This window comes from Flavobacterium sp. (assembly GCF_043720215.1).
Classification (GTDB): Bacteria; Bacteroidota; Bacteroidia; order Flavobacteriales; family Flavobacteriaceae; genus Flavobacterium.
In genome coordinates this window covers 1-9,849 of sequence record NZ_JAYSSZ010000176.1, presented here as the reverse complement: position 1 = coordinate 9,849, position 9,849 = coordinate 1, and the positions used below count along the sequence as shown (strand labels likewise).

Annotated in this window: 8 protein-coding genes; all 8 read right to left on the bottom strand. The window is 34.2% G+C overall.

Going from position 1 to position 9,849, the window contains the following annotated elements; all coding sequences use genetic code 11:
- Positions 1-179 precede the first annotated feature (179 nt).
- Positions 180-2,933, bottom strand: a complete 2,754-nt coding sequence (locus tag ACHZC3_RS08120; protein WP_394759363.1) for a M4 family metallopeptidase — start codon at positions 2,931-2,933, stop codon at positions 180-182.
- A 354-nt stretch (positions 2,934-3,287) separates the two neighbouring features.
- Positions 3,288-3,944: a CoA transferase subunit B gene (locus ACHZC3_RS08115; protein ID WP_394759362.1), complete on the bottom strand. Its 657-nt coding sequence runs from the start codon at positions 3,942-3,944 to the stop codon at positions 3,288-3,290.
- Positions 3,945-3,946: 2 nt separating this feature from the next.
- Complete coding sequence (locus ACHZC3_RS08110; protein WP_394759361.1) at positions 3,947-4,645, bottom strand: CoA transferase subunit A; 699 nt, start codon at positions 4,643-4,645, stop codon at positions 3,947-3,949.
- Positions 4,646-4,795: 150 nt separating this feature from the next.
- Positions 4,796-7,126: a penicillin-binding protein 1A gene (locus tag ACHZC3_RS08105; RefSeq protein ID WP_394759360.1), complete on the bottom strand. Its 2,331-nt coding sequence runs from the start codon at positions 7,124-7,126 to the stop codon at positions 4,796-4,798.
- Between the two features lie 4 nt (positions 7,127-7,130).
- A complete protein-coding gene (locus ACHZC3_RS08100; RefSeq protein WP_394759359.1) occupies positions 7,131-7,628 on the bottom strand; it encodes a gliding motility lipoprotein GldH in 498 nt (165 codons plus the stop codon).
- Positions 7,603-8,871, bottom strand: a complete 1,269-nt coding sequence (locus tag ACHZC3_RS08095; protein WP_394759358.1) for a stage 0 sporulation family protein — start codon at positions 8,869-8,871, stop codon at positions 7,603-7,605. Before ACHZC3_RS08095 ends, ACHZC3_RS08100 begins: the two co-directional genes overlap by 26 nt.
- Before the next feature lie 243 nt (positions 8,872-9,114).
- Complete coding sequence (locus tag ACHZC3_RS08090) at positions 9,115-9,417, bottom strand: DUF805 domain-containing protein (protein ID WP_394759357.1); 303 nt, start codon at positions 9,415-9,417, stop codon at positions 9,115-9,117.
- Between the two features lie 16 nt (positions 9,418-9,433).
- A partial coding sequence (locus ACHZC3_RS08085) for a hypothetical protein (protein WP_394759356.1) occupies positions 9,434-9,849 on the bottom strand: 416 nt, incomplete at its 5' end.

Sequence of the window (9,849 nt, the reverse complement as noted above, 5' to 3'; positions counted from 1 at the left end):
TCTAAAAGAATTGTATCTTGGTGTAAATCCTTGGGTTAGTTTTCCAGAAACTATTTATCCTTTTTTGGAAAAATATGAATACGGACAAGCTGCATCGGTTAAAAAACTCACTCAAACGAAACTTAAGTAATAAAAAATGCCACGCTTTAGCGTGGCATTTTAGTTTTAATATTATAATATTATTTTTTTACAAATTTCTTAGTCATCGTTTTCTGACCATCATTTATTTCAAAAATATACATTCCTGAACCTAGATTAGCAACACTAATTTCGTTTTGGTTTACACTTCCAGATTTTACTTCTTGTCCAATCATATTATAAATTCTAAATGTTGTTTTTCTGTTATCAATTACAGAAACATTCAATGTATTTTCAACAGGATTAGGATATAAATTGAAAGATAAAGCTTCCGTAATATTACTTACCTCACTTGTTGCTGTTATAGCAAATGCAGCAGTAATATTTACAGTATAATCTTCAACTTGACCATAAGTATATGATCCGCAAGCTGCAGGAATTGCATTATATTTCATAGAAACTCTCATTCTAGTTGCTCCTAATGTTGCAGCCGCAGGAATAGTAAATGATCCAGTAGCTGGTGTTGCCGTTGAAGCTGCTTTAGAGAAAACTAATTCTCCAGCATCTGTAAATAATCCGTTTTTGTTATAATCAATCCAAACTGCATAGCCTTCAGAATAAACTGTTGATGTCCAAGATGGTGTTATAGTAATTGTATTAGCAGTAGATCTAACTAGGTTAGTAGATAAAGCAGTAAAGTTTTCATAACCAGCTGTTCCAGTTGATGTATTATTTATAGACCCTAAAACAACTTTTCCTATTTTTTCATCAGCTGTATTTGTACTTGCAGAAGTACAATAAGTAACCGCAGAACCCGCTAGAGTTGTAACGCTTACTGCATTGCTTGCAGCTGAAAGATTACCCGCTGCATCTTTTGCTTTTACAGTAAATGTATAAGCAGTAGAACCAGTAAGTCCAGAAATAGTTGCAGTAGTTCCAACAACAGTTGTCGCTAATGTTGTTCCATTATAAACGTTGTATCCAGTAACTCCAACATTATCTGTAGAGCCTGTCCAAGATAAATTTGTAGAAGAAGCTGTTGTTCCAGAAGCTGCTAAACTAGCTGGTGTTGATGGTGCAACAGTGTCGGCAGAACCAGCATAAGCTGCTCCAATTCCTACTGCGTAAAATGCATTTGTAGTTGCAATAACTTCGGCAGAACCAGCTCCGTATAAATCGATTGCTGATTGAATCCCTGATGTTCTTGCATTTGCATAAGTAGAATTTGCTGTTAGGTAAACACTTTCTAAACGATATGCTATTTTAGCTGCTTTGTCTATTGTGATTCCAGTTACATTAAATACACTTCCTTTGTCGTTAGTTCCCGATTTTCCAATAGAAAGAATATAAAACCAATGGTTTAACACTCCTGAATTAGTATGTACTCCTCCTGAATCAGCAGTTCCTGCATACCAACTAGTTCCTTTATAGGTATCTGGCTGACCTTCGGCGTTTGGATTGCTCATAGAACGCAAAGCTGTATGACCAGATCTTCTTTCAATATCTTCACCTATTAACCAAGTTGATTTTGTAGGTGCTGCATAAAACTCTACACAAGCTGCCCAAATGTCTGAAAATCCTTCATTCATTGCGCCAGATTCATTTTGGTAGGTTAAGTTTGCTGTGTTTGAACAAACGGCATGTCCTATTTCGTGTGCAGCAACATCCACAGAAGTTAATATATCAAACCCTCCTGTTCCGCTTCCATCTCCATAAGTCATGACACTTCCGTTCCAGAAAGCATTATTATTGTCAGGATAACCCGCAGCAATTAAGTTATAATGAACATAACTTTTTATAGCTGCTCCTGCATTGTTGAAACTATTTCTTGCATGAACATTTTTAAAATAATCATATGTTTTTTCAGCTCCCCAGTGTGCATCTAAAGCTCCATTGTCTTTATTTGTATTGTTAAACTCAGCCGCTGTCCAGTCATTATTTGCGTCGGTAAAATTTGTTGTTGGGTAAGTAGCCGTTCTTGAAGAATTGAAAGTTTGCACTCCATTACCACGAGTATTATCTGACAAGATATATGAAGAACCGCTCAATAAAGTCTGAATAGATTGTGTTCCGCTATAACGAGTTGCTGCATTTGCTGCTACTATTGCTATGTTTGATTGGTTGCTTTTTGAAATTTTTTCACTAAAACCGTGAGATTTACCATGGCTATAATCACCTAAGTGTTTTATAATTGCATTATAAAACAACTTTTCTCCGGTATTTGCATCTATGTACAGATCGCCACGACTCATAGGATTTGTAGCAAATATATCGAATTTGTAAGCCAAACGGAGATTGTCTGCAGTTCGTTTTTGACCGTATTCTGGAGTGACTGGTAATAGAACCAACTCCCCTTGTGGCTTTTGATAACCAAGATTTGCCGCATCAGTTTGATTTTCCCACAAATAATTTTTCGCACCGATATAACTTACCGCTTTATTAAAAGCAGCTTCAGCTGATAAAGATGGTGCTGTATTTACATTGTTTATATTGTAAAATTCACCACTCATAGAAGCTAATTTTCCGTTTTTTGAGTGTAATGTATAGGTTGAAAACTCTACTTTAATTCCTTGATGGAATAATTGAAATTTCTCATGAGTGAATCCTTGTGGATCTGATTCGTTTTTAATTTTTGAGAAATTTTGATTTGATTTTAGGCCTAATTGATCTTTAAAGATTTGTTGAAAATCAGAACTTTTATAAGTTGATTTTTCATTGAATGTAATAAGATTTGGCAATCCATTTTCGTCTGACGATTTTTGATTTACGTTTTTATCAGTTTCTTGAGCGAAACTGGATAGTGCAAATAAGGACATTGCAAAAACCGAGGCAATACCTCTAAATTGTTTTTTCATAATTAATTGGTTTTTTGGTTGGTTAGTATTCTAAAAATGTAAAATTATTTATGTTTTTTTAAATAATTTTATGGTTTTCCCTCATATCTTGTTAAAATTTAAACACAAAATTATTCTGTCTAAAAATTTTTAAAAAAGTTTTTTTAAAAAAAACTAAAAACGAATCTATTAAATTATTGCTAATAATTTGTATATTTTTAATTTATTTTACATTTTATTTAATAAAATCGATAAAAAGTAAATAAAAATCGATAAAATACAAATTTCATAAATAATCTGAAAACAAGTTGTTTAAAACAAAAAAGCAACACGAATAAGTGTTGCTTTTTTTACTTTTAACAAGTAAATATTTATTTATATTGTCATTTCAGGTATTTCTCCTTCTACAATTAATGTCGCCTCGGTCGCTTTTGTTATTTCATCTACAGAAACTCCAGGAGCGCGTTCTAAAAGTTTAAATCCTTTTGGTGTTATTTCTAAAACTGCTAGTTCGGTTACTACTTTTTTTACACAACCAACACCAGTAAGAGGTAATGTACATTTTTTTAGAATCTTAGATTCTCCTGCTTTATTTACATGCATCATAGCCACAATAATGTTTTCGGCAGAAGCTACTAAATCCATTGCACCTCCCATTCCTTTGACCATTTTTCCTGGTATTTTCCAGTTGGCAATATCGCCGTTTTCTGAAACTTCCATAGCACCAAGAATAGTTAGATCTACTTTTTGTGCACGAATCATACCAAAACTAAAAGCTGAATCGAAGAAACTTGCTCCCGGCAATGTCGTAATGGTTTGTTTTCCTGCATTAATAATATCTGCATCTTCTTCACCTTCAAAAGGGAATGGTCCCATTCCTAGAACTCCATTTTCGCTTTGAAACTCGACCGAAATATCTTCACGAACATAATTTGCCACTAAAGTTGGAATTCCAATTCCTAAATTAACGAAGTAATTATTTTGCACTTCTTGTGCAATTCTTTTTGCAATTTGATTTTTATCTAAAGCCATAATTATCTAGTTCTAACGGTGCGTTGCTCGATTCTTTTTTCGAATTTATCCCCTTGAAAAATACGATTGACCATAATTCCTGGAATGTGAATTTGGTTTGGATCTAATGTTCCTGCTTCCACCAATTCTTCAACTTCGGCAATAGTAATTTTTGCTGCTCCGGCCATACAAGAATTAAAATTTCTAGCTGTTCCTTTAAAAATTAGATTTCCAGCCGTGTCTCCTTTCCATGCTTTTACAATTGAAAAATCGGCTTTATAAGCGAGTTCCATAATGTGCATTTTTCCGTTAAATTCTCTTGCTTCTTTTCCTTCGGCAACTTCGGTTCCGTAACCTGCTGGGGTAAAAAATGCTGGTATTCCTGCTTGTGCTGCTCGGCATTTTTCAGCAAGAGTACCTTGTGGTGTGAGTTCTACGTCGAGTTCTCCTGATAACATTTGGCGTTCGAATTCTGCATTTTCTCCCACATAAGAAGAAATCATTTTTTTGATTTGATGTTTTTGCAATAATAATCCTAGACCAAAATCGTCTACTCCTGCATTGTTAGAAATACAGGTTAGTTCTTTTATATCTTTTTTTACCAGTTCGGCAATAGAGTTTTCAGGTATTCCGCAAAGACCAAAACCACCTAACATGATGGTTTGTCCGTCTTTTATATCTTGCAATGCTTCTTGAACATTATTTACTTTTTTGTTTATCATTTGACTTACATTTTGTTTTAATGCTTGTTTTTACCTTTTTGCCCTAGCCCTGATAGTAGTGAAAATCCTTTTTTCTATACCTGACAGGTTTTAAAAACCTGTCAGGTATAGAAAAAAGATTGGAACGAATAGCAGGATTAGCTCCCAAAATTAAATACCAAACTCGTCTGTATTTTGTTCTTCTTCAGGTTTTACGGCTGTCGAATCACGAGCGATAGTGTCGCGAATTACTCTTCTTGGTTCTGAGAAACAATCTACGTTTATGTTTAATTCTTTAGGACGCTCAAACTTTTCTTTGGATATGTGTAAATTTACGTCAGCATAACATTTTTTCATAAATAATCCCCAGATTGGCAATGCCATTGTGGCTCCTTGTCCGTTTGCAATGGTACGGAAATGTGCCGAACGATCTTCGTTTCCTACCCAAACACCTGTTACTAGATTAGGCACCATTCCCATAAACCAACCGTCTGACTGGTTTTGTGTTGTTCCAGTTTTTCCTGCAATTGGGTTTGTAAATCCGTACGGATAACCTGTTACACGTTTGTAGGCATAACCTCCAGAGCCAGTATTTCTTAGTCTTTCTCCAGAACCAGTTTCTGTAACACCTTCTAATAATTTGATTACTGCATATGCAATATCTTTGCTAAGAACGTCTTTAGATTCTAGTTTTGGTTCGTATATAACGTTTCCGTTTTTGTCTTCTATTTTTGTAATTACTTGTGGTTTTAAGTAAATTCCTTGGTTAGCAAATGTACTATACGCAGCCACCATATCCTTAACTGTTATATCAACTGCTCCTAATGCAATAGAGGGTTGCGAAGGAATTTCTGTGTTTACTCCTAATTTTCTTACTAGTGTTATTACGGCGTCTGGTCCTGTTTTGTCTATTAGTTTTGCAGAAACCGTATTGATTGAGTTTGCCAATGCTTTTTTGAGTGTTACCATTCCTCGGTATTTTCCGTCAGAGTTTCTTGGCTCCCAATCTTCGGTCACATTATGTTTCCCTTTTCGGATCATAAATGGACCGTCAATAATAGTATCGCAAGGTGACATTCCTAATTGTTCGATCGCGGTTGCATACACAAATGGTTTGAATGTAGATCCTACTTGACGTGCTCCTAATCCTACGTGATCGTATTGAAAATAGCGATAATCGACACCTCCAACCCATACTTTTACGTGTCCAGTTTGTGGCTCCATAGACATCATGCCTGGTTGTAAGAAATGTTTGTAATATCGGATAGAATCCATAGGAGTCATTTCGACATCTTTATCACCATCCCAAGTAAAAACGGTCATTTTTGTTTTGATACGGAATGATTTAATGATTTCTTCTTCTTCTTTCCCTTGGTCAGACATAATTCGCCAACGTTCTGTGTTTCGCATAGCGCGATCCATCACTTTGTCTATTTCTGGCTGTGTGATTCTAATAAAAGGAGCTGTTTTGTTCTGTTTGGCTTCTAAGAAAAATTCTTCTTGCAGATTTTTTAGATGTTCCTTTACGGATTCTTCCGCATATAATTGCATTCTAGAATCGATAGTGGTGTAAATTTTTAAACCGTCTGAATAAATATTATAATCGGAACCGTCTTCTTTTTTATTTTCTTGTGCCCATTTTTTCATATACTCACGCAGATACTCTCTAAAATAGGTTGCAGATCCTTCATTATATTTTTCGGGTGAGAAAGTAAGTTTTATGGGTTTGCTTTGAAAGTTTTCTTTAGCTGATTTCGACAAACAACCATTTTTTTCCATTTGTTTCAAAACCACATTTCTACGATCTCTTACTTTTTCTTCTCTTCGCAACGGATTGAATAGCGATGGGTTTTTTAGCATTCCTACTAGCATGGCTGCTTCATCGACCGTTAGTTGTTTTGGCTCTTTAGCAAAATATACTTTTGCTGCTGAACGAATTCCTACGGCAGTATTAATAAAATCGGCCTTATTAAGGTACATCGCAATGATTTCATCTTTAGTATAATGACGCTCTAAACGAATAGCGATAATCCATTCTTTTATTTTTTGAACAATTCTAAAAGGCAAAAATTTTGATCCTTCCCCGTGAAAAAGTAATTTGGCTAATTGTTGAGTTAGTGTACTTGCTCCGCCTCGACTACCTAAACTTAATGAAGCGCTCAAGGTTCTTCTTCCGTCGATTCCTGAATGTTCTCTAAATCGTTCGTCTTCTGTAGATATTAGCGCATCGACTAAATGTTTGGGTAAATCGGAATATTTTATAGGTGTTCTATTTTCATTATAAAACTTACCAAGAGTTACTCCATCTGAAGAAATAATTTCGGTGGCTAAGTTAGATTCTGGATTTTCTAACTCAGAGAATGATGGCATGGATCCAAAAAGTCCCCATGAAGCAAATAGGAAAAATAACAATATTCCGCCAAAAGCAAGGAAGAAATATTTCCAAAATTTTTTCACATATTGTGAATAATCTGGCTTACGAGTATTCAGTTTTTGTGTCATTTTTTTATTTTTCTAACGATTCTATTCTAAATCCTATTTCGGTAATTCCTTCTAGTTTTTCGACTCCTTTTACTTTTCCTGTTTGTCTAACGGCTTGTTGGATAGAGAGTTTGTATTTTCCTTTTTTAGGAAACAGCATTTTTTCCTTATACCACAATTTACTTTCTTTTATGTCCGAAAAACCTTCTCCAAGCAAAGTCCCGTCAGGGTTTGCCATTTGATATTCTAAAGTATCTACTTTTATCAAACCCTCTGGTTGTTCTAGTTTTACTATTAGAAATAAGTTACTAAACTCATAATCATCGTTGTTACGAATGTTTATGAACATATTATATGGCTTTTTTGATGCTTCTTGTTCGAAAGTAAAATTGACAATACTGTTCTTTTTCCAGCCATCTTCAAAAGTATAATATTCATCGAAAACTTGAGATTTGTCGCATGAAATAAATCCAAAAGCAACAAAAAACAATAAAAAACTATTGGTTAGAATCTTTTTTCTCATTTCTAATTTTTGGACCGTTTGTGTTTGGTTTATTTTGGTTTGAATTTGGAGTGATTTTTTGAATCACCTTTGGTGCTGCGTTTGGGTTTTTCTCTTTACCAGCAACTTCTGGGCGACGATTTTTATTCGATTTCTTGTTGTTGCTCTTTTTAGGCTGATCGAAACGAGTTAAACTATCTTGTCCCATCGCATTTTGAAAAGTTTTCTCGACTGCTGGTTTTTCAATTTCGATTGCAAAATCTTCTAGTGCTGCCACTTTTATTTTTTGCTTATTTTGATCCATAATTTCTTTAACCTGAGCTACTTTAAGAATATGCCATTGTGCAAAATTTCCTATGTAAGCAAACCACATTAATCCTTTAAAAATATCTATTTTCTGGCAAATTGCATCGCCTTTTTCGGTAGAAAGTTTGGTTTCCATATCTGGAATATCTTTCAGCGCATCCATATAAGTATCTAACTCATAATTCAAACAACATTTTAGTTTCCCACATTGTCCTGCTAATTTTTGAGGATTCAATGACAATTGTTGGTAACGTGCTGCTGATGTATTTACACTTCTGAAATCCGTCAGCCAAGTAGAACAACACAACTCACGACCACAAGATCCAATTCCTCCTAAACGAGCAGCTTCTTGGCGAAAACCTACTTGTTTCATTTCGACTCTTGTGCTAAATGCAGAAGCAAAATCACGGATTAACTGTCTAAAATCGACTCTATCTTCGGCCGTGTAATAAAATGTAGCTTTAGATCCATCGCCTAGAAATTCGATATCAGAAATTTTCATTTGCAGTTTTAAACCTATTGCAATTTCACGAGCACGAACCTTCATAGGTTCTTCTTTATCTCGAGCTGTACTCCAAATATCGATGTCTTTTTGAGATGCTTTTCGGTATATTTTAGCCACTTCACCTTCGTGATTTACTGCTTTTTTCTTCATTTGCACTTTAACCAATTCTCCTGTTAAAGTTACAATTCCCACATCATGTCCTGGAGAAGCTTCAGTAGCTACAATATCTCCAATACTAAGGGTTAATTTTTCAGTATTTCGATAAAATTCTTTTCTTCCGTTTTTAAAACGAACTTCCACACAATCAAAAGGAGCTTGTCCTCCTGGTAAAGTCATGTTAGAAAGCCAATCGAAAACAGTTAATTTGTTGCAGCTATCGGTGCCGCAAGTCCCATTATTTTTACACCCCTTTGGTGCTCCACCATCGGAAGTTGAACAACTTGTACATGCCATAATTGAATATATATTGATTGCTCCATTACGGAACTACTTTTAATAAAACGTTTAATGGGTAAAGATAGTATTTTTTTAGTTTAAGTTACAACGGTTAAAAACGAGAAATGGTTAAAGCTGATTTAAACAAAAACCGCTTCATCTTTTTTGATTGAAGCGGCTCTTATTTCAAGAAATCAAGTGATACTAAACTGATTCTTTTTTAGTTATCTTTCTTTAAGTATATTATTCATTTTATAAAAACTACACCTTTTTAACTTCTTTTTGTGGCATCGAAGCAAAAACAAGATTTATTATTGGAATTAAAAACAACCACCCTGAATAACCTGCATTTTTTAATCTTCTAAAACCTACAGATACCAATACCAATATCATTACTGTTCTATATATAGTAAACACATAATCTGGTAATGCCAGTTTTTTGCATATATAGGCTACTACACCACTTATTAATATGTTAATAATAAAGAAAAACCAAAATTCCTTTAAATTTGCTTCATCTTTAAAATTAAAGATGTTTTTAAAAGCTAAAAAATAATATTTCATACGATTATTAATTAAGTTAACAATTATCTGCAATACAAGAGCCGTACCAGTTCGCTACACATCCAATTCCTTCAAGAACACAATTAGTCATATCAAACCAATTTTGATTACGTATACCGTCAACGGCACAGGTTCTTATTCCAGTAAGTGTACATGGATATGCTTTATTAAAGGAAGCTTCTTTAATTATTTCATTAAATTTTGCACCATTTATTATTTGAACGCTATATACTAGTTCATTATCAATAACTAACTCAATCAGTCCATTTGCCTTCATAGGATACTTTAACATATATTCTTTCAACAATTCTTCAGATACAAAAGAAGGCATTTTTTCGTTAGGAGTGAAAGAAAATTTTATCAAATACTCATTATCTCCTAACAACCTAGCCTGATTATCATCTATACCTTGGCTAAGTTCTTTTACATAAA